Origin of the sequence: Frigoribacterium sp. NBH87 (assembly GCF_014217665.1) — a bacterium.
GTDB classification, from domain to species: domain Bacteria; phylum Actinomycetota; class Actinomycetes; order Actinomycetales; family Microbacteriaceae; genus Frigoribacterium; species Frigoribacterium endophyticum.
In genome coordinates this window covers 3,235,231-3,254,278 of record NZ_CP043650.1, presented here as the reverse complement: position 1 = coordinate 3,254,278, position 19,048 = coordinate 3,235,231, and the positions used below count along the sequence as shown (strand labels likewise).

21 protein-coding genes are annotated in these 19,048 nt (G+C 69.7%); 13 read left to right on the top strand and 8 right to left on the bottom strand.

The features are described from left to right. Window positions 1–25 precede the first annotated feature (25 nt). The 3 genes from F1C15_RS15160 to F1C15_RS15150 all read left to right on the top strand — a co-directional run bounded on the left by F1C15_RS15160 (window position 26) and on the right by F1C15_RS15150 (window position 3,175). Complete coding sequence (locus tag F1C15_RS15160) at window positions 26–1,189, top strand: sensor histidine kinase (RefSeq protein WP_056053795.1); 1,164 nt, start codon at window positions 26–28, stop codon at window positions 1,187–1,189. Continuing rightward, the gene (locus tag F1C15_RS15155) at window positions 1,186–2,445 is read left to right on the top strand and encodes a hypothetical protein (protein WP_056053792.1); all 1,260 of its coding nucleotides are present in this window, start codon (window positions 1,186–1,188) and stop codon (window positions 2,443–2,445) included. Before F1C15_RS15160 ends, F1C15_RS15155 begins: the two co-directional genes overlap by 4 nt. A gap of 109 nt (window positions 2,446–2,554) precedes the next feature. Next, window positions 2,555–3,175 (top strand): response regulator transcription factor, encoded by a 621-nt coding sequence (locus tag F1C15_RS15150; RefSeq protein ID WP_197981183.1) that lies wholly within the window; start codon window positions 2,555–2,557, stop codon window positions 3,173–3,175. Window positions 3,176–3,248: 73 nt separating this feature from the next. Here F1C15_RS15150 and F1C15_RS15145 read toward each other — a convergent pair whose 3' ends face one another. From F1C15_RS15145 to F1C15_RS15135, 3 genes are all read right to left on the bottom strand, one after another. Next, window positions 3,249–4,535, bottom strand: coding sequence for an MFS transporter (locus F1C15_RS15145; protein ID WP_185232181.1), 1,287 nt, complete (start codon window positions 4,533–4,535; stop codon window positions 3,249–3,251). 190 nt (window positions 4,536–4,725) lie between these two features. Beyond that, window positions 4,726–4,962, bottom strand: a complete 237-nt coding sequence (locus F1C15_RS15140) for a hypothetical protein (protein ID WP_185232179.1) — start codon at window positions 4,960–4,962, stop codon at window positions 4,726–4,728. Window positions 4,963–5,052: 90 nt separating this feature from the next. After that, on the bottom strand, window positions 5,053–5,313 hold the full coding sequence (locus F1C15_RS15135; RefSeq protein WP_370543632.1) for an MTH1187 family thiamine-binding protein: 261 nt from the start codon (window positions 5,311–5,313) through the stop codon (window positions 5,053–5,055). Between F1C15_RS15135 and F1C15_RS15130 the strand changes: the two genes are divergently transcribed. The 4 genes from F1C15_RS15130 to F1C15_RS15115 all read left to right on the top strand — a co-directional run bounded on the left by F1C15_RS15130 (window position 5,296) and on the right by F1C15_RS15115 (window position 10,079). After that, window positions 5,296–6,759 (top strand): recombinase family protein, encoded by a 1,464-nt coding sequence (locus F1C15_RS15130; protein WP_185232175.1) that lies wholly within the window; start codon window positions 5,296–5,298, stop codon window positions 6,757–6,759. The genes F1C15_RS15135 and F1C15_RS15130 overlap by 18 nt on opposite strands. 329 nt (window positions 6,760–7,088) lie before the next feature. Continuing rightward, window positions 7,089–7,805 carry a hypothetical protein gene (locus tag F1C15_RS15125; RefSeq protein WP_185232173.1) on the top strand — a complete coding sequence of 239 codons (717 nt, stop codon included), beginning with the start codon at window positions 7,089–7,091 and terminating at the stop codon, window positions 7,803–7,805. A 1,082-nt stretch (window positions 7,806–8,887) separates the two neighbouring features. Then, complete coding sequence (locus tag F1C15_RS15120) at window positions 8,888–9,781, top strand: P22 phage major capsid protein family protein (protein WP_185232171.1); 894 nt, start codon at window positions 8,888–8,890, stop codon at window positions 9,779–9,781. 28 nt (window positions 9,782–9,809) lie between these two features. Further along, on the top strand, window positions 9,810–10,079 hold the full coding sequence (locus F1C15_RS15115) for a hypothetical protein (RefSeq protein ID WP_185232169.1): 270 nt from the start codon (window positions 9,810–9,812) through the stop codon (window positions 10,077–10,079). A gap of 56 nt (window positions 10,080–10,135) precedes the next feature. Here the strand turns inward: F1C15_RS15115 and F1C15_RS15110 are convergent, their stop codons facing one another. Next, window positions 10,136–10,447: a hypothetical protein gene (locus tag F1C15_RS15110; RefSeq protein WP_185232167.1), complete on the bottom strand. Its 312-nt coding sequence runs from the start codon at window positions 10,445–10,447 to the stop codon at window positions 10,136–10,138. Window positions 10,448–10,503: 56 nt separating this feature from the next. On the opposite strand from F1C15_RS15110, the gene F1C15_RS15105 reads away from it, so the two are divergent. The 3 genes from F1C15_RS15105 (at window position 10,504) to F1C15_RS15095 (ending at window position 12,689) form a co-directional block, all read left to right on the top strand. Next, entirely contained in the window at window positions 10,504–10,899 is a 396-nt protein-coding gene (locus F1C15_RS15105; RefSeq protein ID WP_185232165.1) for a hypothetical protein, read from the top strand. 963 nt (window positions 10,900–11,862) lie between these two features. After that, window positions 11,863–12,285 (top strand): hypothetical protein, encoded by a 423-nt coding sequence (locus F1C15_RS15100; RefSeq protein ID WP_185232163.1) that lies wholly within the window; start codon window positions 11,863–11,865, stop codon window positions 12,283–12,285. Between the two features lie 47 nt (window positions 12,286–12,332). Beyond that, window positions 12,333–12,689, top strand: a complete 357-nt coding sequence (locus F1C15_RS15095) for a hypothetical protein (protein ID WP_185232161.1) — start codon at window positions 12,333–12,335, stop codon at window positions 12,687–12,689. Window positions 12,690–13,608: 919 nt separating this feature from the next. On the opposite strand, the gene F1C15_RS15090 is transcribed toward F1C15_RS15095, so the two are convergent. The 4 genes from F1C15_RS15090 to F1C15_RS15075 form a co-directional block, all read right to left on the bottom strand. After that, complete coding sequence (locus tag F1C15_RS15090; RefSeq protein ID WP_185232159.1) at window positions 13,609–14,451, bottom strand: TIR domain-containing protein; 843 nt, start codon at window positions 14,449–14,451, stop codon at window positions 13,609–13,611. A 102-nt stretch (window positions 14,452–14,553) separates the two neighbouring features. After that, on the bottom strand, window positions 14,554–14,883 hold the full coding sequence (locus F1C15_RS15085; RefSeq protein ID WP_185232157.1) for a thiamine-binding protein: 330 nt from the start codon (window positions 14,881–14,883) through the stop codon (window positions 14,554–14,556). 31 nt (window positions 14,884–14,914) lie between these two features. Continuing rightward, the gene (locus F1C15_RS15080; protein ID WP_185232155.1) at window positions 14,915–15,088 is read right to left on the bottom strand and encodes a thiamine-binding protein; all 174 of its coding nucleotides are present in this window, start codon (window positions 15,086–15,088) and stop codon (window positions 14,915–14,917) included. Then, the gene (locus F1C15_RS15075) at window positions 15,085–16,428 is read right to left on the bottom strand and encodes a glycosyltransferase 87 family protein (protein WP_255465341.1); all 1,344 of its coding nucleotides are present in this window, start codon (window positions 16,426–16,428) and stop codon (window positions 15,085–15,087) included. The genes F1C15_RS15080 and F1C15_RS15075 overlap by 4 nt, the downstream gene beginning before the upstream one ends. Window positions 16,429–16,502: 74 nt before the next feature. Here F1C15_RS15075 and F1C15_RS15070 point away from each other — a divergent pair, with 74 nt between their 5' ends. The 3 genes from F1C15_RS15070 to F1C15_RS15060 are packed head-to-tail and all read left to right on the top strand — an operon-like array spanning window position 16,503 to window position 19,014. Continuing rightward, entirely contained in the window at window positions 16,503–17,339 is an 837-nt protein-coding gene (locus F1C15_RS15070) for an ABC transporter substrate-binding protein (protein ID WP_185232153.1), read from the top strand. Continuing rightward, window positions 17,303–18,235 (top strand): amino acid ABC transporter permease, encoded by a 933-nt coding sequence (locus F1C15_RS15065; RefSeq protein ID WP_056053771.1) that lies wholly within the window; start codon window positions 17,303–17,305, stop codon window positions 18,233–18,235. Before F1C15_RS15070 ends, F1C15_RS15065 begins: the two co-directional genes overlap by 37 nt. Further along, window positions 18,232–19,014 carry an amino acid ABC transporter ATP-binding protein gene (locus F1C15_RS15060; RefSeq protein ID WP_305038467.1) on the top strand — a complete coding sequence of 261 codons (783 nt, stop codon included), beginning with the start codon at window positions 18,232–18,234 and terminating at the stop codon, window positions 19,012–19,014. The genes F1C15_RS15065 and F1C15_RS15060 overlap by 4 nt, the downstream gene beginning before the upstream one ends. Window positions 19,015–19,048: the final 34 nt, after the last annotated feature.

Genomic DNA, 19,048 nt, shown 5'->3' with positions numbered 1-19,048 from the left:
ACCAGCAGTCCGACTCGGGATCAACATGGACATCTTCGCCCAGGAGCGCGACCGGCTGCTGAGCAGCACGGCGCGCACCCTCGGCATCGCCTGCGCGGCCGTCAGCCTCCTCGCGCTCGCGTACCCCGGGGTGGCCGAGCCCCTGCACCTCGCGGCGGTCGTGCCCCTCGTGCTCGTGCTCATCGTGGCCCTCGCGATCGTCGGTCGCTCGGGCGGCCACGCGCGGGCGTGGGTCGTGGTGGGGCTCGCCGCGGGCATCGCGGCGACCGTCGTCGCCCTCCTCCCCGCCACCGGCGAGCCGAGCCCGGGCATCGCCACCGCCGTCGTGCCGCTCGCGGGGGGCGCGACCGCCTCGTTCACGATCGTGCTGTCGTCGAGCCGGCTGCGGGTCGTCACGGCGTCGGTCGCGTTCGTCGTCGCCGTCACCCTCGTCGCGCTGGCCACGGGCTCGCTCTTCACCTTCCCCGTCGCGGCCGTCGTGCTCGGCTGGGCGCTGGTCTTCGTCGCCGGCATCTGGCTCGGGCGCAGCGTGCCCCTCGCAGCCCGGCGCATCTACAGCATCGGCAACGCCCACCGCGCGGAGCGCCAGGCCAGCGAGACGGAGGCCCAGCGCCGGCAGGGGGCACGCCTCCTGCACGACACCGTGCTCGCCACCCTGACGCTCCTGGCGCACTCGGGCGTCGGGGTCACGGCCCAGGCCCTCCAGGCGCAGGCCGCGGAGGACGCTCGGCTGCTCCGCCACCTCCGGCTCGGCGGCACGCCCCAGCCGCAGGCCTCCGGCGAGTACTCGCTCGAGACCGTCGAGGAGGCGCCCCTCGGCCAGACCCTCGAGTCGGTGAAGCAGCGCTTCGGCCGCATGGGCCTCGAGGTCAGCTGGCACGGCACCGGCCAGGTGCTGCTGCCGACCCACGTGCTCGACGCCTTCCTGCTCGCCCTCGCCGAGTGCCTGGAGAACGTCCGACGGCACGCGGGCGTCACCGAGGCGCACGTCACGATCATCCACGACGACGACATGGTGCGGGCCATGGTCACCGACGCCGGCGTCGGCTTCGACCTGGAGGGCATCTCGGAGGAGCGGCTCGGCTTCAAGGAGTCGGTGGTCGGCCGCCTGCACGAGGTCGGCGGCAGCGCCCGGCTCTTCTCCTCGCCCGGCTCGGGCACCACCGTCGTCCTGGAGGCACCGCGATGAGCATCGACGAGAACACCCTCGGCGTCGTGCGGGGCCGTCGTGCGGCGCGCGGCCTGCCGATCAGCTCGACCGGCGCGCGCTCCCTCCGTCAGGCGCGCGCGGCCGGGGCCACGCTCGGCACCGGCTACCTCGGCCTCGGCGCCGCGGTCATCGCGGGCCTCCAGGCCGTCTACGGCCTGGTCTTCTTCCTCAGCCACCTCGCCGACTACCCCTCCGTGGCCCCGGCCCTCGTGGCGTGGCTCCTCTACATCGCGACGTTCGTCGGCACGGCGGCCCTGGTCACGATCCGGGGCGAGCGCCTGACGGGCTCCGTCTTCGCCGTCATCGGCGGCGTGCTCGTCGTCGTCGTGGCGCTCGACTTCATCGCCATCGCCCCGCTCCACGACGTCGGCGCGTTCGCCACCGCCTCCGTGGCCGTCGGGTTCGGGCTGCTGCCGATCGTGACGCTCCGGCCGGCCCGCGAGATCGTCGTCGCCAGCGGCGTCCTGCTCGTGGCCTTCGTCGTCATGGTGCTGGTGACCACGCCGCTGACGTCCGACACCGTGCCCCAGCAGCTCTCCGTGATCGCCCTGGCCGTCCTGCCCTCGGCCGTGGCGACCTCGATCGTGCAGCGGTTCCGGCGGATGGTGCAGGTCGAGCTCGACCGCGTGCTCGTGCAGAGCAACGTCACGCAGCCCCGCTTCGCCGTCGGCATGCTGGCGAGCGACGAGCTCGCGCGGCTCGACCTCGCCGCCGAAAAGCTGCTCGACGGGGTCGCCGGCGGCGACGTGCCCCTCCCCCTCGCGCCGAAGGTCGCGTCGCAGGCCGCCTCGCTCGCGACCGAGCTCCGCCTGCACCTCATCGAGGGGCGGCGCGAGACCTGGCTCCACCACGCGGTCACCGAGTCCGAGTACCTGGGCCGGTCCGTCACGCTCGTCGACCCGTCGTCGCTCGCGGGCCTCCTCGCTCCCCCGCAGCGCGACGGCCTCCTCCAGGCGGTCTGGCTCCTGCTCGGCGACTCGAAGAGCCGCACCCCCGGCACGACCATCACCCTGACCCTCGGCCCGGTCACGGCGTCGACCAAGTCCATCGCGTCGCTCGCCGGGCGCAGCGTCGACGTGCCCGTCGTGCTGACGACGACCGGCATCCGGCGCAACCGCGTGACCCCCGCGACCTGGAACGCCCTCGAGCGGGTCGGCGAGTACACCGCCTCGACCCACGAGCAGAGCGTCATGATCAAGCTGCACTGCATCGTCGACAACCCCGCCGAGTCGTGACAGCCCGTTCCGTCCCTCCGTCTAGTCTGAACACCACGTCCTGAGAAAGAAGGCACCCGTGACGAACCCCGACGACCGCATCCGTCTGGCCCTGGTCGACGACCACAAGATGCTGCTCGGAGCCCTGAGCGAGTGGATCCGAGGTGCCGCCAGCGACATCTCGATGGTGGCGGCCGTGGCCTCCTGGCCCGAGCTCCTGACGCACCCCGAGTTCCCCGTCGACGTCGTGCTCCTCGATCTCGACCTGAAGGACAACATCCCGATCTCGCTGAAGATCAACACGCTCAAGACCACGGGCGTCAAGACCGTGCTGATGAGCACGTACTCCGAGCCCAACGTCGTGCGCGAGGCCCTCGCGGCCGGTGCGCTCGGCTACCTCGTCAAGAGCGAGGACGCCGACATGATCGTCGAGGCCATCCGCGCCGCGGCGAAGGGCGAGTCGTACATCTCGGCCGAGCTCGACCTCGCCCTCAACGCGGCCGAGATCGGCGGCGTGCCCAAGCTCAGCGCCCAGGAGCGCCGCGTCATGGCGCTCTACGGCGGCGGCGAGCCCGTCAAGGCCGTCGCGTACCAGCTCGGCATCAGCGAAGAGACGGCGAAGAGCTACCTCAAGCGCATCCGCGAGAAGTACCGCGTCGCGGGCTACGACGTCGGCACGAAGGTCGCGCTGCGGAAGCGCGCCCTCCAGGACGGCATCCTCATCGACACCCCGGCGCAGACGAGCTTCTAGCCCTCAGCACCGCGAACGGCCCGGCTCCCCTCGAGGGGCGCCGGGCCGTTCGACGTCGTGAGGGCCCGCGCCGCTAGCGCTGCCCGATGAACACGGAGCCCGTGTCGGTGTCCTCCTTGTGGTCCGCCTCGCGGGCGGCGGCGCAGAGCGCCGCCTGGCGAGCGTCGCCCGTCTTCTGGAGGCTGAAGCTGACGACCGTCAGGACGACCCCGGCCAGGGCCAGCGCGACTCCCACCCAGCCCGGTGCGGCGAACCCGAACCCGGCCGCGATGACGGCCCCGCCGAGGTAGGCCCCGGCGCTGTTGCCGAGGTTCATCGACGAGTGGTTCAGAGCGGCGCCGATCACCTGGCTCTCGCCGGCGACCTCCATCAGGCGCGACTGGACCGACGGGCCGATCATCGAGCTGACCAGGCCGAGCAGGAAGGTCGTGGCGAAGATGCCGACGAGGCTGTCGACGAGCAGCGCATAGGCGACGAGCGCGGCGATGAGGCCCACGAAGCCGACGGTGAGGGCCGCCTTGAGGTTCTTGTCGGCGGCCCAGCCGCCGATCACGTTGCCGATCGTCATGCCGACGCCGACGCCGACGAGCACCCACGGAACGACGCCCTCGTCGACCCCGACCCCCTCGGTGACCGCGTTGGCGATGTAGCTGTAGACGGCGAAGAAGCCGCCGAAGCCGATCGCGCCCACGCCCATCACGAGCCAGACCTGCGGCTTGCGGAACGCGCTGAGCTCACGGCGCATCGACGCGGACGAGTCGCCCTCCATGCGCGGCACGGCGAAGGCCACCGCGACGAAGGTCAGCGCGAAGATCGCGGCGACGGCGAGGTAGGCCGTGCGCCAGCCCTGCGCCTGGCCGAGGGCCGTGATCGTCGGCACGCCCACGACGTTGGCGATCGTCAGGCCGCTGAGCACGAGGGCCACGCCCTTGCCCCGGTTGCCCGGCCCCATGATCGTGGCGGCCACGATGGAGGCGATGCCGAAGTAGGCGCCGTGGGGCAGCCCGGCGAAGAAGCGCGCGGCGAGCACCCAGCCGAACGACGGCAGCACGGCCGACAGCACGGTGCCGACGACGAACAGCGCGAGCAGCCCCATCAACAGCTTCTTCTTGGGCAGGTGCGACGACATCGCGGCGATGGTCGGGGCACCGACGACGACGCCGAGGGCGTAGGCGCTGACGAGCCAGCCGGCGCGGGCGATGCCCGCGTCGGACGACTGCGCGTACAGGTCGGGCAGGAGGTCCTGCGCGATGTTCGGCAGCAGGCCCATGGCGACGAACTCGGTCGAGCCGATCCCGAAGCCGCCGAGCGCGAGGGCGATCAAGGCGAACGTCTTGCGACGGGTGGAGAGGGTGGTCACGGGCGGCTGCCTTCGCTGGGTCGGAGGTGTCGGGCTGAGGGGGCCCAGGGCTCTCCGTCGAGCGAACTGGGGGCGTCGGCGGGGGGCGACGTCGCGCCTCCGGCCTGACCGTGTCGGTTCGAATCGATTCGACCTGACCCTCGATGGTACGCCCTGGGGAGGCGCGGGCGCAGCCCCCGGGGCGGCCCGATCAGCGGCCGCCGGTGCCCCGGCCGGGGCCCGTGTCGGACTTCGCCGCGCGGTACCAGGCGGGCAGGAGGACGGCGGGCAGCCAGAAGGCGGCCACGATCCCGACGACGCAGATGCACAGGCCCACCTGCTGGAGGACGTCGGCGACGGGCTCCGCGCGCGCCCAGAGGAGGCTGCCGGCGCCCACCGTCGCCACGCCCGTGCCGGCCCACGCGACGCCGAACGGCCAGTGCAGCACCGTGGAGTCCGACCAGCGGCGCCAGGCGCCCGTGTAGGCGAGCAGCCCCGGGACGACCAGGAGCGCCCCGAGGACGACCAGGGTCAGGGCTCAGCCCTGCTCGCCGAGGGCGGCCTCGAGGCGCTCGACCTTGCCGGTCAGCTCACCGGTTCGGCCGGGGCGGATGTCGGCCTTGAGCACGAGCGAGACGCGGGTGCCGAAGCGGCCCACCGCCTCCGTGGCGTCCTTGACGACGGCCATGACCTCGTCCCACTCGCCCTCGTGAGTGGCACATGAGCAGGTAGACATCTCTCGGTCCCCTTCTAGGGCGCACACCCTAGACAGGAGGCCCCCATGAAAGTTGTCGGCTATGTCCGCCTCTCCCGAGCATCGCGCGAGGAATCCACCTCAATCGTCCGCCAACGTGAAGTCATCACGAAGCATTGCGAGCTACGCGGACTGACGCTCGTCGAGATCATTGAGGATGACAACACCTCGGCGACGAAGACCCGCCTCGACCGCCCCGGCTTGCGGCGTGTCCGGCAACTCGTGAGCGACGGGGTCGCGGACGCCGTCATGGTCTGGCGCCTCGACCGGCTCGTCCGCTCCGTCGTCGACGTCGGCGTGCTCCTCGACGAGGGACTCCAGATCATCAGCGCGACGGAGAGCCTCGACACGACTTCACCAATGGGCCGCGAGATGGTCGAAATTCTTCAGGTCTTTGCGAGCATGGAGGCCAAGACGATCGGGCTCCGCGTCTCCGCCTCGCAGGAGCACCTCCGGAAAATCGGCCGCTTTCCGGGCGGCGTTGTGCCCTACGGCTATCGGGCAGTCCGCCACCCGTCCGGCGTCGGCCGCGCGCTGGAGCCAGATCCCGCGGAGGCCGCCGTCGTGCGCCGCGTGGCTGACGAAGTGCTTGCGGGGTCCTCGGTCTACGCCGCGTGCGTCCGCCTGAACGCCGCCGGGGTGAAGCCCCGGCGTGCAGCCGAGTGGGGCTCGACCGCGCTTCAGCGCGTCCTACGCTCCGACGCCGTGCTCGGCCGCGTTCGTACGGGTAGCGTCCGCGGTCCACACCCCGTGACGGGTAGGCCGCACATCCTGAAGCCAGCCGAGCTGATCCGCGACGAAAGCGGCCTCCCCGTGGTCTTCTGGGAGCCGATCTTGCCCGTTGAAGACGTAGAGCGCCTCCGAGCCCTAACAGACTGGACGCCCACTCCCGGCAGAGCCGAGGCGACACAGCGGGGACGGCGCGCGAAGGCCTCTCGCCTGCTCTCTGGACTGATCTCCTGCCCGGGGTGCGGCGGCAACCTTGTGCGGAAGACCCGCCGCAGCACGACCGGCGCGGACATCTACGCTTGCCAGGCAGCCGGGCAGGGTCGCGCGTGTCCCCGTGGCGTGGCCGTCGAGTGCCACCGCGTCGAACAGGAAGTCGAGCGGCAGTTCCTGAGGATCGTCGGGCACTACCTCGTCGTAGAGCAACGTGTCACCCTCCGCGACGTCCCCGGCCTTGCAGCGGTCGAGGAGGCTCTCCGGGCCACGACGTCCGCCCTGAGTCGTCCCGGAGCGGACCTGACGCCCCTCGTGAATCGGCTCCAGCGCCTCCACGCGGAGCGCGATCGCCTCGACGCGACGCCGGCCGAGCCTGAGGTCGAGCTGATCGAGACGGGTGAGACCTTCGCCGACTCATGGCACCGCCGGGACATGCTCGGTCGCCGTGAACTCCTTCTCGCAAGTGGTGCCGAAGTCGAGATTGCTCCGGCACGGCAGCGCGGCAAGTGGGACCCCTCCCGCGTCACGCTGACGCTTACGTCCAGCTAGACGCCGGGCGCGCTGTAAACACAACCCTGAGAGCCCTTCTCCACGCCGGAGAGGGGCTCTTCGGCGTCCGGGAGGCCGGGTCGCCGGGTAACGAGTGGCGACAATGACGATTCCAGCTCTCTCTCCTGTTGTTGGTCTAGATGTGTCGTCTCTAAACAGGTAAGGAGAACGACTCTTCAGACCATCACATCGCCACTTGTCACCCCAAGGGCCTAGACAGTGAGCAGCGGCGCCCCTCCCGGTCCCCTCCTCCTCTGAAGCGCGGGCCGCACCACGGCGGGCGACTGTCCGCGCTTCTCCGCCCGCCGCTCGTCCGCCGAGGAGAAGCCATGACAACCCCTGCAACTCGCCTCGCCCGCCACCGCGAAGGCGATCCCGCCAACGCCCGCGCCAGGATCGACGACGACGGCCTCGGACTCTCGATCGAGCTACCGTCCGCGACTGCCCTTGCGTCCTTCGCCCTCGGCAGTCTCGGTGATGACCTCGTCGCGACGTCCCGGGGGGTCGCGCCCCGAAGCTCGCCGGCGGCCACAATCCCCGCAGCAGAACTCGTCACGGCGCTCCGCGACCTCGTCACGCAGCTTCCCGAGGTGTCCGACGCGCGCCGGCCCTACGTCGATCTCCGTCGTTTCGGAGCGACTCGACGGCCGGTGACGGATGCGCTCCTCGCCTCGGCAGTTCGCGAGCTCGCCCGCTCCCTCCCCAAATACACGCCACCACGCCGCGACGCCGCCGTCGGCCCGCAGCTCAGCGCCGCCGAGACAGCTCGTCGGCGCCGTGGGCGCATCCGAGCACACCAGCGAGCATCGGCCCGCGAATGGCTCGCCTCATGGCAGGAGTCAGCAGTTCCAGGAGCAGTTCGCGCCGGCGACCTCTACGCGCAAGCCTGCGCGGCGATTGAGGACTACGTCGCTGCCGACGTTGACCTCGACGATGGGCGCCCTTACGTCATGCCCGGCCGGGATAATTTCTACGCCATCGCGGACGAACTCCTCGGCCCTCGCGTCCGCCGCAACGGCCACCGCGTCTACCGGATCGCCGCATGACGCCCGAGGAGCGCGTCCGCGAAGCGACCCGGGCGCTGGGCTGGGAGGACGACGTCGCAGACTCGGCGGCCCGGGCCCTCGCCCGGCGCCAGGCCTCGGCCGGGAAAACCTGCGCCAGGTGCAGGCAGGAGAAGCCCTTCTCCGCATTCGGCGCCGACTCGACCTCCGCGTCCGGCCGGCGGTCCTGGTGCCGCGTGTGCCGCTCCCGACCGGGCCGGCGAAGACCGGTGTAGTTAGTTGCCTCGACACCGGTGCCTCAGCATCTTGCGGACGAACTGGGCCTCCAGCGCTACTGCCATGAGGAGAGCGCCCCCGGCGATAAGGAGGTTGGTGCCTCGCATCACAGAGGCCAGCGCGCCAATGGGAATGGCGATAGCAATCAGGCCGCAAATGACCACGTTGCCCGCTGCCGCTACCGAGTTTCCCGGGTACGAGTCATCGGGCTTGTCAGTCGACTCCATTGCGCCTCTCATGATCGGGCTAACAACGAATGACTCGTCTCCCTCATCGAACCATGTTCGCTACCGATCCTCGTAGACAGACCAGGCAAGAGCCTCGGGCGCTATCGCTGGCCTCTCGTCCGCCGCGTGTGTAAACGCCTTTGTCTGGCCTAGCCACGGTCCCCTACTCCTGTGCGGAGACGAAGTCCCTTCGCTGTCATTCGGGGGAGGTAGGCCCTCGGTCTTCGGGCCGAGGGCCTCTTTTTCTGCTTCTCATGCGTGCGCACGCTTCGAGTCCCGACAACCCCTGGAGGTGTCATGCGCTTTTGCGATCACTGTTCTGTCTCGCTCGCGGGAATGCGGCCGTCCGCGCGCACCTGTTCCGCCGCCTGCCGCCGCGCAGTGTCCCGATCGGCCGCTGACACCCTTGCCGCCCGCGACGCCGCCGCCGCGGCTCTGCTCCTCCGCGAGCGACAGGCCGTGGAAGCCCTTCAGAGCGCCTGCACCTCTGAGCAGCGCGCCGCGGTCAACGAGGAGCTCGCCCGCATCGGCGAGCACGTCGACCGGCTCTTTACCGCCCACGGCTGACGCCCCCCTCTCCGCGGCAGCCCGCCGCGGCCTCCCTACCCAGAAAGGGGCACCATGCCCAACACCCTTCTGATCCCCTCAGAAGTCGCTACCGTCGCGGCCACGCTCGTGGGCGCCGACCTGGTTCTCGCAGGCCTCATCTCCCGCGACCTCGAATCGGACTTCCGCAAGGGCGCCGGTACGACCGTCCGCGTTCGCGTTCCCGGCTCTGTCGTCGCGCACCGCCGCGATCTCCACGACACCACGAGCGTTCTCGAAGTCGACGAGCTAATCGAACAGGAGATCGACGTCAAGCTGAGCGACCACCTCTACTCGAAGGTGACCCTCTCCGAGGGCGAGCTCGACCTCGACATCACGAACTTCGCCAGGCAAGTCCTGAAGCCACAGACCGACGCCCTCGTGAAGCGCATCGAGCGCGACATCGTCGCCGTCATGAAGGCAACCCCCGCCGACACCACGCTCGCCTACGACCCGGCCAACCCGGCGCGCGTCTTCACCGCCATTCGGACGAAGCTCCGACAGAACGGCGTCGGCGACTCCGCGCAGCTCTACGCCGCCGTCGGCAGCCAGGTCTATGCCGACCTCCTCGACGGGCCCGTCGGATCGAGCGGCACGACTTTCGACTCGCCCGGCGTCGTCCGGGGCTTCCAGGTTGTCGAGTCGACCCGACTCGCACCGACGGAGATCGTTGGCTTCGTGAAGCCCGCCTTCGCGCTCGTCGTGCGCGCACCTGCCAAGCCGGACGGCGCCGCCTACGGCGCCAGCGTCAGCGCTGGCGGCTTCGCCCTCCGCCACATCATGAGCTACGACGACAGCGTCGCGGCCGACCGCTCGCTCCTCAGCGTCTTCGCCGAGGTCACCGCCATGCCCCTCGCCGTCGACCGCGAGGACGGCACTGTCGACCTCGTCGAGCATGGCGGCGCCGTCCGTGTCCTCGCCGCCTCCTAGCCCCCCACCCTACGAAAGGCCGCCACTAATGGCCCTCTCCCCCGAAGCAGTTCAGTCGATCATCGCCGGCGTCATTGCCGACGAACTCATCCCGAAGCTCCTCGACGACACAGACCCGACCGATTGGCCGGCCGTGACGGCCAAGGCCGCCGGCCACGGTCTCTCCGAGGAGGCACTCGTCGCCGCCACTCGCCGAGACCCGAAGCTTGTCGAGGCAACCCGGCGCTACGCCCGCGAGCGACGGGCGGCATCGCTTCGAGCCGAGGAGCTCGCGCTCCGCCTCACGCCCTCGAAGTAGTCGGCGACGCAAGGGAGGGAGGGGGCACGGTCACCCCGTGCCCCCTCCCCGTTAGCTCACGAGACCCCGAGGAGTCTGTCGCGCAGCTCAGTGAGCTTGCCGAGGTAGGCCCGGGCGTCACCCTCCCCCAGCAGCACCTCGGCCAGTACGGCCGCGAAGTCGATGCCCTCCTCCGCCGAGATGACCGGCCGACGCTGCAGGCCAGCGGCAGGCAGGTCGACTGCGAGGGCTTCAAGCTCCGAGTTCTGAGACCACGTCTGTTCGACCTTCTCGTCGTCGCCCACGCCTGCCGCGCGGCCGATGTCTGAGAAGGCGAGCAGGTCGCCCCAAGTCAATTCGTCCAGATCCAATGTCGTCTTCAGTCCCATGCCCTAATCATGCCCCGCGTGTCCAACACCGCTGGCAACCCCACCTCGGAGCCACCATGCCCCCCACCCTCAACCAGCACCCCTACCCCGTCGCCGCAATCAATCGCCCTGCCTCTCGACGCCTCCCCCTGCACGTCCAGGTCCGGCGACACGCTGAGCTCGCTCTCCGTCTCTCCTCGGCGGTCGACGCAGCGATGAGCCTCCAGTACACGCCCGGCGCCTACGACAGCGCCGGCCGCCACTCCGTCGGTTACTCCGACCCCACGGGCGAGACAGTCGCGAGCACCTCCCGACTGAAGCTCCGAGCGAGGGTCGTCTCCGCTGAGGAGAGTCTGGAACTCACAGCGCGCGCCCTCGAACGTCGCTTGCTCGACCTCGAAGAGGCCATGAGCACGCATGGGGGCAAAGAGTCCGGCCTACCCGTCGAGACGACGACGCCCGCTGCCGCCTAACGAGACCCGGTGATCAGCCGCGGGGGTGGGGCAGGACCTCCCCCCTCCCCTCCCTCCCCGTCCGAAGCGGCACAGCGCCTCTCCCCGTGCGTGCCTGCCGTGACATCGAACATCTAACCCTCGAAAGGCCCCATGACTGACGCCCCAGCGCATCTCGGCCCATCAGGCACAGCCCTGTATGCCGCCGCCACGACCGACTTCGAGCTCTCAATCACGGAGACAACGGCGCTCCTCCAAGCCGCGGAAACCGTCGACACGCTTCGAACTGTCGAGGACGCGATCCGCGAAACTGGACCGGTCTTGCCGACGGGCCGCCCGAGCCCCCTTCTCGCGGAGGCGCGCCAGCAGCGCGCGACGCTCGTCCGACTCCTTGGACTACTCGCATTGCGGCTAGATGACGACACGGACACAGGCTCCGTCGCGCCCGCCTCCCGCGCCGCCCGCGCCGCCGCACGAGCGCGCTGGGATAAGCAGCGAGGCCGGGCCTAGTGGCACGCCGACGCCGCCCGACGGGGCTCTCTTCCCATGCGCTAACCCCGCGGCGAGGCGCTATCGAGCTCCCCCAATTCTCTCCGATGGCACCCGCTTCAGGTTGGACCACCCCTGACGCCGTCACAGCTGCCACGAGCTACGCGGACAAGCACGCCGCTGCAAAGGAACGACGCGCGTACGCAGCCGCGGCATACGGGGCCATCCTCAGAGATGAGGGAGAGCTACGTCGTAGGGCCACTCTGGAGCGGCTTGGAGGGGTCGACCATTTCGCCGCGGCGTACCCGTCCAAGGTCTTCGGCTGGGCGAAGCCCGAGCCCGCCGAGCTCCCGACGGCGAGCAACCCCGCCCCGTTCTAGTCGCGGGGCGCGTCCTGAGAGAACACTTTTTGGCCGGTAACCGGCCAGTCGATAGCTCAGCCTGAGGCTGTGGCGACAAGAGCAACTGCCCTACCTGCACTAGTGTCAAAAGATCATGAACGAGTCTCACCCACTGGACGAGCGCGTTTCCCGTCCGATCGGTATTGACTCGCAGTCGGAAACGCAAGAAGAGCTTTGGCATCCTCCCGATGCTTCTCTGTGCGAAGAGATGGTCGTGCCTGTTGCTTTGGACGAAACACACCGGATCACGATGCGTCTGGTCCGTTGGAACGGTCAGCTAGTCGACTGGGCCGTTACCTGGTCCATGAAGGACGCCGACGGCAAGTTTCGCGAGAAGATCTGCATCGACTGCGGCCACGGCTTCGTCCATCGCCACGACGGCAAGCATCGAAGAGAAACGGCCGTCGTGATTCGACCTATCCGCACTCAGGCGGACGTGCAACAATCCTTTCAACCCTCGTATGACGAGGTGTACGACGCGTACATCTCATTCGCGGAACAACAGGTGGAGAAATGAAATCTCGTGCCCCGGGCGTGGACCGAAGAGAAGCAGTCAGGCGTGTGATGAGCACAATCGCGACGTATCCGTCGCCCATCACCCTGCAGTACACAGCTGAGGATGGCAGTCAGCCGCTGGTTGTGACGACACCTAACGAGTACCTCAGCGAGGTCATAGCTCGCATGAAGGCTCTGGGGGGTAGTGCCAATATCGCTCTCGCGAAAGCAAAATCCTTTCAACTGGGCTCTCTTGAGTACGCCGGAGAGAGCGAAGAATTTGCAGGAGTGGATGTCGTCAACCACGACATGTCCATGGGAATGCTCTTCATGAAATTGGAGCGCGGGACTCTTGGGCCCTTTACCGTTCGAGCCGCTGGCGTGACAGCCTCTGCCGACGTTCGCGCCTTCGCCTACGCCGCCTGAATACACGCCGCATCGTCTTGCTCCATCTTTTGGCCCCGCTCTCTTCGGAGGGCGGGGCCTTCCGTCATTTGTGGCGGGACGCCCACCGCTCCAGGCACGCGAGCGGACCCTCGCGCGAGACGAACGGCTCGCCGCCGTCCGTCATCGTCCAGCCGTCGTGCAGGTCGAGGGTCACGCCCTGGCCCTTCGGGAAGCCCGGCCGATCGCAGCGCAGCACGAAGTCGCGCGGGGCGACCCGCTCCGGCGCCGCTCGCAGCGTCCACGGGCCGACCCGGTAGCGCTCGGCGAATCGCTCCGGGGTGTCGGCACGGGGCCTCCCCACGGCGGGCGGAAGAGATCAGGGCGCACACCTGGAGATTTCCCTCAGCCACCGACAACGATGCGGTGGCTCCGGCGCATGCCGTAACCAGCGGCAAGCGGAACCGATGAAGCAAGACAGGCTTTCTGACGCCTCGACAACACACGGGTCCTCTCGGCCGCGGCGATGAGTTCCACATCTTCGGCGCCGCGGACGGCCGGAAGACGGCCGCCGATCTCGACCGGCGCCACGGCGCCAGTGAAGCGACAGTGCCCTCTTCTCTTCAAGAACCCAGCCAGGGGCCGCACAGGCCTGCTCAAAGCACACGCTTTGCCTAACGCACGAACGCCCGGCCGTGGTCCGACAAGCCTAGGCGGGGCGTTTCGCGCGTGGTGCGGGCGGCTGGGGATCGTGTCGGACGAAGGCCGGCGTCATAGGCTCCCGCACGACAGCGTGGACGAGCTCGGCAAAATGCGCTCCGGACACGGCATAAGCGAGTATTGCCCCGAGTTCCGACGCGATCTTCAGCCGACCCTTAAAGGCCCGGGCTCTCCACCCGGCAGGCGTGCCACTCGCTTTGGCACCCGACTGTCAGGCGCAGCAGGCAGGCCTCGTTACTCACTAAAACGGAATATCCGTCATCTGCGCTCGCAGCAACTTCTCACTACCGGAGAACACAAAACCTTCATCGGTAACGACGTTGTACGTTCCGCCCTTCACACTTAGTTCTACGATTTCTCCTCGATGGTTTCCCGACTCGTCCAGCAGGTATTCTCCGAGTATCGAGTCGGCAAGGGCCTGAGCCGATTCGCGATCCTGATCCTCACGAACTGCTTGTTGAGCTCTGTACTTGTGGCCCGTCGACACCACCGACCGCTCGCGTCGCATCTCTCGGAGTACATCGAGAACCTCGTCCAGCTTGTCCTCAGCACTTCGCGTGTGCTGCTCGGCTGGAACCTCATCGGCTCCTTCCGCACTGGCGTCGAGGACAGCGTCTTGCGTGTCAGCTACAAGCCGACTCCATTTCTCTTCAAACTCCTCTTCGAGCCGTTGCGCCTCCAGGGGCCGCTCCGCGGTTCCGTTGATTGCCCTAATGAGTTTGAGCATGTCGGCTTTGTCCGCAAAATTGGTCATTTGGAAGTTCTTTAAAGGACCGGTGTAATCAGCAGTCTTCATTCCTACGAAGACCGCGCATAGGCGCTTCATGTTGCCGGTTCGCAGCGTCCTCAGTGCACCGGCTTCGTAGTTCAACCACGGCTCGTTTTGGTTCTGAGGCGTCAAGAAGAGCACGCCTACGCGTGCCTCCGCCAAGTTCTTCTCAATCGTGTCAAACCACGCATCGCCCTTTTCGGTATCGCTAGATATGAAGGGTTCGCATTCCTGAATTACCCTAGGGAGCCAAGCCGCGAACGCCTCCGCAACAGACTGACTCGCGCTTTTCGACCAGCTAATGAAAACCTTCACGTTCGGGACATTAGCTCATGTCAATGGCTGGTCGAGTGGCGACAATACGTTCGTCGCCTTCCTGAGCCTTGCCGACGGTCAGGTCCCGCGGTAACGCCACACTTATTCGACGAGTCCGTTGGATGCGCTGAGCAATGCCGTTTCGAGTCGGTCAACCTTTCCGGCCATTTCGCCTGTTCGTCCTGGTCGAATGTCTGCCTTGATCACAAGGGACACCCGAGTTCCGAACGGTAAGACAGCTTCGGTCGCAGCCCTGATAACTGTCATGCAGGAATCCCAGTCGCCTTCAATCTCAGTGAACATCGAGGACGTCTGGTTCGGCAGGCCAGAGGCGCGTACAACACCGACGGCAGCCGCAACAGCCTCATGCACCGCACCGTCCTCTGACGCAGAGGCACCGCCACTGGGCGCCAAGCTAAAAGCCACGATCATCGTTTGCCCCTTCTATGTAGTCTTATGCCACTCACGCGCCCTCGATCTCGGTGAACATCGAGGAGGTGCGGTTCGGCAGGCCCGACGCCCGGACGACCGCCACGGCCGCGGCGACGGCGTCGTGGACGGAGTCGCCGTGCGCCTCCGGGTCGAGGTGGCCGGCGGGGGCACCGCCGCTGGGCGAGACGGAGAAGGCGACGATCATGCGCCCATCCTGCCCCGCACTGCCGTCGCCGTCCTGCCGAGTCGCCACAGCTGGGCCGCGGCGAGCGCGAGCAGCCCCACCTCGGCGACCCCGCGCAGGGTCGCCACGAGCACGATCCAGGGCTCGGCGGCGAGGAGTGAGTCGTAGCACCACGGGTAGATCACCTGGGTCAGGCCCGCGACGACGAGGCTGAGCGCTGCCGGCACGACGAACGAGGGCCCGCCCCGGCGCTGCAGCACGAGCCCGACCACGACGGGCACGGCCAGCCACGAGACGAACTGCGGCGAGCCCACCTTGTTGGTGACGATCAGGGCCGTGACCAGCCCGAGCGAGAGGGGGGCGAGGAGGCGCGGGGCCGACGCCCCGGAGCGCACGGCCCGCAGCCCCAGCAGCACCACGGCGATCACGACCAGCGCCATGACGACGGTCGTCGCCTGGGCGGCGAGCGCGACGCCCGGCCCGGCGACCTGGAAGGTCAGGATGTCGCGGTCGTAGTAGACGGTCGTGTCGGCGGCCCCGGAGGCCGCCCGCCACAGCCACGGCACCGCGGTGAGCGACTCGACCTGGAGGCCCCTGCCCGCCTGCTGCCCGACGAAGCCGAGCACGGTCGCGCCGCTGCCGAGCACGAGCGAGATCGCGACGACGACGACGCTCGTCGTCACCGCCGCGGTGAGGACGTCACGGCGCCGGCGCACGGCGATCAGCGCGGCGACGACGAGGGCCGCCGGCCAGACCTTGACCCAGGCGGCGACGGTGAGCAGGGCGGCGGCCAGCGCGGGGCGCGCGGTGAGCAGGAGCAGGCCGACCAGGGCGAGGGCGACCGTGACGGCGTCGATGCGCCCCACGGCGATGGGCCCCAGCACGACGAGGAACGCCAGCCACCACCACGCGGCGGCGAGCTCGCGGCGGCCGCCGCGGGTCAGGACGGCGAGCGCGGCGGCGTCGAGCAGCAGGACGATCGTGAGCCACGCCGTGCCGTAGTGCTCGGGGCCGCCCACGCGGGCCAGCAGCATGGGCACGGCCGCCAGGATCGGGTACACCCACGGCCGGTCGATGCCGACCCAGTCCCCCGCGCCGACGCCGCGCTGCATCCAGGTCGAGTAGACGCTGAGCACGTCGCCCATCGGCTGGTTCGGGCCGGTCAGCGCCGCGTGCCCGAGCCAGAGGTGCACGAGCACGACGGCGACGCCGAGCAGCACGGGCGAGGCGGCGGCCCGGCGCACGGCCCCCGCGGCGCCCCGGCCCGAGGCCACGGGGGCAGCGGACGCCGTCGACCCGGTCGGGAGGGGCACGCTCCCCGTGTCGGCGCGTCCGGACGAGGGAGGCGCGGCGCGGGTCATGCGCACAGGCTAGCCGCCCGTCACGGGGCGTCTCCGAGGCGTCGTCCGTCGGTCGCCGCCGGTACTCTCGTCCCATGCGCCTCACCCGACTCCGTCGAGCCTCCGCCGTCGCGACCGCCCTCGTGGCCGTCGGCCTCCTCACCGCCTGCTCCGGCGCCTCCGGCGAGTCGGGCGACGCCTCCGGCGGGGGCGTCGGCCTCGTGACGGAGGGCAAGCTCACGGTCGCCACCGGCGAGCCCGCGTACAGCCCCTGGGTCGAGGGCGACGACCCGACGACGGGCGAGGGCTACGAGTCGGCCGTGGCCTACGCCGTCGCCGAGCAGCTCGGCTACGACGACTCCGACGTGGTCTGGGTGCGCACCACCTTCGACGAGGCCATCGCGCCCGGCCCGAAGACGTACGACCTGAACCTGCAGCAGTTCTCGATCACCGACCAGCGGAAGAAGGCCGTCGACTTCTCGTCGCCCTACTACGAGACCCGCCAGGCCGTCGTCACGCTGCCCGGCACGGCCGCCGCCGACGCGACGAGCGTCGCCGACCTTAAGGGCCTCGCGATCGGTGCCCAGAGCGCGACCACGAGCTTCACGGCCGCCGAGACCGCCATCGACCCCGACGGCGGCGTGCAGGCCTACAACTCCAACGACGACGCCAAGGCGGCGCTCGAGTCGGGCCAGGTCGACGCCATCGTGCTCGACGTGCCCACCGCCACGTACTTCGTCGAGGGCGGCGTCGTCCTCGGCCAGCTGCCCGCCGCCGAGGGCGCGAGCGACGAGCTGGGCATCGTCCTGCCGCTCGGCAGCGACCTGACCTCCGACGTCACCGCGGCCGTCGACGCGCTGCGGGCCGACGGCACCCTCGACGAGCTGCAGCAGCAGTGGCTCGCCGACTACGACGTGCCGGAGCTCTCGTAGCGCCGGCACCGGTCGCCGCCGGCACGGGCCCCGCGGCCGGCGGCCCGGCCCCCGCCCCGGTCAGCGACCTCGAGCTCGGGCGGCGCGCGTACCGCCGCCGGCAGTCGACCCGCTCGGTCGTGGTCGCGGCGATCAGCACCGTGGTCTTCGCGGCCCTCGCCTGGTGGGCGGTGACGAGCACGCCCGGCTGGGAGCGCGTGCGCTTCAGCTTCTTCGACGGCGAGTCGCTCGTCGCCGCCTGGCCCCGGGTGCTCGAGGGCCTCTGGCTCAACGTCCGCGTGCTGGTCGTGGCCGCCCTCGGCGTCGCGGTGCTGAGCACCGTGCTGTCGGCCCTCCGCACCCTGCGCGGCCCGGTCTTCTTCCCCGTCCGGGCGCTCGTGCGCGGCTACACCGACCTGTTCCGCGGGCTGCCGCTCATCATCGTGCTCTACCTGGTCGGCTTCGGCGTGCCCGGCCTCGGTCTCGGCATACCCCGCCTCCCCGCCGAGTTCTGGGGCACCATCGCGTTGGTCCTCACCTACTCGGCCTACGTCTCCGAGGTCGTGCGGGCCGGCATCGACGCCGTCCACCCGTCGCAGCGGCTCGCCGCCCGGTCGCTCGGCCTCAGCCACGCGAAGACCCTGCGCCTCGTCGTCTTCCCCCAGGCGCTCCGCAAGGTCACCCCGGCCCTGATGAACGACCTCGTCTCGATGCAGAAAGACGTCGGGCTCATCTCCGTGCTCGGCGCCGTCGACGCCGTCCGCGCCGCGCAGATCGAGACGGCGACCGCCGCCAACTTCACGCCCTACGTCCTGGCCGGCCTGCTGTTCGTCGCGCTGGCGCTGCCGACCCTCTGGCTCACCGACTGGCTGTCGGCGCGCCTCCGCCGCCGCGAGCAGGCCGGGAGCGTCGTGTGAGCGCCCCCGTCACGCCCGCCGGAGGCGCGGTGCCGGCCGCCGGGGCCGCCCCCGTCCTGCGCCTCGAGGGGGTCCGCAAGGCGTTCGGCGACACGACCGTGCTCGACGGCATCGACCTCGACGTGGCCCGCGACGAGGTCGTGGCCCTGATCGGCGCCAGCGGCTCGGGCAAGTCCACGCTGCTGCGGACGGTCAACCTGCTCGAGACGATCGACGACGGCCGCATCACCCTCGACGGCACCGACATCAGCGACCCGCGGGTGCGCGTCGACGCCGTCCGGGCCCGCATCGGCGTCGTCTTCCAGCACTTCAACCTCTTCCCCCACATGACCGTGCTCGAGAACGTCTCGCTCGCGAGCCGGCACGTGCTGCGCCAGCCCCGCCGCGAGGCGGAGCAGCGCGCCCTCGAGCTGCTCGAGCGCGTCGGCCTCGGCGACAAGGGGCGCTCGTACCCCGACCGGCTCTCCGGCGGGCAGCAGCAGCGCGTCGCGATCGCGCGGGCCCTCGCCCCGAGACCCGCCGTGCTGCTGCTCGACGAGATCACGAGCGCCCTCGACCCCGAGCTGGTGGGCGAGGTGCTCGACCTGGTCCGCACGCTCAAGGAGGTCGGCACGACCATCCTCATGGCGACGCACGAGATGGCGTTCGCGCGCGACGTCGCCGACCGCGTCGTCTTCCTCGACGCGGGCCGCATCGCCGAGCAGGGGCCGCCTGCCCAGCTCTTCACGGCGCCGCGCACCGAGCGCGCCCGCGACTTCCTCGCCCGCTTCACGGCCTGACCTCCCAGGTGCCGCCGAGGGCGGCCCGACATCA

What these genes read in the sequence shown, in the direction of transcription:
- F1C15_RS15100 (WP_185232163.1), top strand. Translation starts at nt 11,863, where the DNA reads ATGAACGAGTCTCACCCACTGGACGAGCGCGTTTCCCGTCCGATCGGT.
- F1C15_RS15110 (WP_185232167.1), bottom strand. Translation starts at nt 10,447, where the DNA reads ATGGGACTGAAGACGACATTGGATCTGGACGAATTGACTTGGGGCGAC.
- F1C15_RS15105 (WP_185232165.1), top strand. Translation starts at nt 10,504, where the DNA reads ATGCCCCCCACCCTCAACCAGCACCCCTACCCCGTCGCCGCAATCAAT.
- F1C15_RS15125 (WP_185232173.1), top strand. Translation starts at nt 7,089, where the DNA reads ATGACAACCCCTGCAACTCGCCTCGCCCGCCACCGCGAAGGCGATCCC.
- F1C15_RS15130 (WP_185232175.1), top strand. Translation starts at nt 5,296, where the DNA reads ATGAAAGTTGTCGGCTATGTCCGCCTCTCCCGAGCATCGCGCGAGGAA.
- F1C15_RS15155 (WP_056053792.1), top strand. Translation starts at nt 1,186, where the DNA reads ATGAGCATCGACGAGAACACCCTCGGCGTCGTGCGGGGCCGTCGTGCG.
- F1C15_RS15095 (WP_185232161.1), top strand. Translation starts at nt 12,333, where the DNA reads ATGAGCACAATCGCGACGTATCCGTCGCCCATCACCCTGCAGTACACA.
- F1C15_RS15085 (WP_185232157.1), bottom strand. Translation starts at nt 14,883, where the DNA reads ATGATCGTGGCTTTTAGCTTGGCGCCCAGTGGCGGTGCCTCTGCGTCA.
- F1C15_RS15120 (WP_185232171.1), top strand. Translation starts at nt 8,888, where the DNA reads ATGCCCAACACCCTTCTGATCCCCTCAGAAGTCGCTACCGTCGCGGCC.
- F1C15_RS15160 (WP_056053795.1), top strand. Translation starts at nt 26, where the DNA reads ATGGACATCTTCGCCCAGGAGCGCGACCGGCTGCTGAGCAGCACGGCG.
- F1C15_RS15150 (WP_197981183.1), top strand. Translation starts at nt 2,555, where the DNA reads ATGCTGCTCGGAGCCCTGAGCGAGTGGATCCGAGGTGCCGCCAGCGAC.
- F1C15_RS15080 (WP_185232155.1), bottom strand. Translation starts at nt 15,088, where the DNA reads ATGATCGTCGCCTTCTCCGTCTCGCCCAGCGGCGGTGCCCCCGCCGGC.
- F1C15_RS15115 (WP_185232169.1), top strand. Translation starts at nt 9,810, where the DNA reads ATGGCCCTCTCCCCCGAAGCAGTTCAGTCGATCATCGCCGGCGTCATT.
- F1C15_RS15075 (WP_255465341.1), bottom strand. Translation starts at nt 16,428, where the DNA reads ATGACCCGCGCCGCGCCTCCCTCGTCCGGACGCGCCGACACGGGGAGC.
- F1C15_RS15070 (WP_185232153.1), top strand. Translation starts at nt 16,503, where the DNA reads ATGCGCCTCACCCGACTCCGTCGAGCCTCCGCCGTCGCGACCGCCCTC.